General features: G+C 60.3%; 1 protein-coding gene. It reads left to right on the top strand.

Going from position 1 to position 262, the window contains the following annotated elements:
- On the top strand, positions 1-262 hold a 262-nt coding region (locus SB816_RS32610; RefSeq protein WP_410548326.1), incomplete at both ends, for a LysE family translocator.

Genomic DNA, 262 nt, shown 5'->3' with positions numbered 1-262 from the left:
CCTCCGGCAATCCGAAGGCCATCCTGATCTTCACGGCGTTTTTCCCGCAATTCATCCAGCAGGACGCCTATTGGCAGAGTTTCGCCACGCTCGGCGCAATTTTCCTGCTGCTCGAGGTGGTGGCTATCACCGTTTACGCCTTCATTGGTTCTCGGTTGTCCGGTCTCATGCGCAATGCGCGCGCCCTGAAGCGGGTGAACCGAATCAGCGGCTCCATGATGATGGCCTTCGGCGTCATGCTCGCCTTTGCCCGGCGTCCGGC

The organism is Achromobacter sp. SIMBA_011 (genome assembly GCF_046535435.1).
GTDB lineage: Bacteria > Pseudomonadota > Gammaproteobacteria > Burkholderiales > Burkholderiaceae_B > Achromobacter > Achromobacter dolens.
Note: the sequence above shows the minus strand (reverse complement) of the source record. Positions and strands in the feature narration are given on the sequence as shown.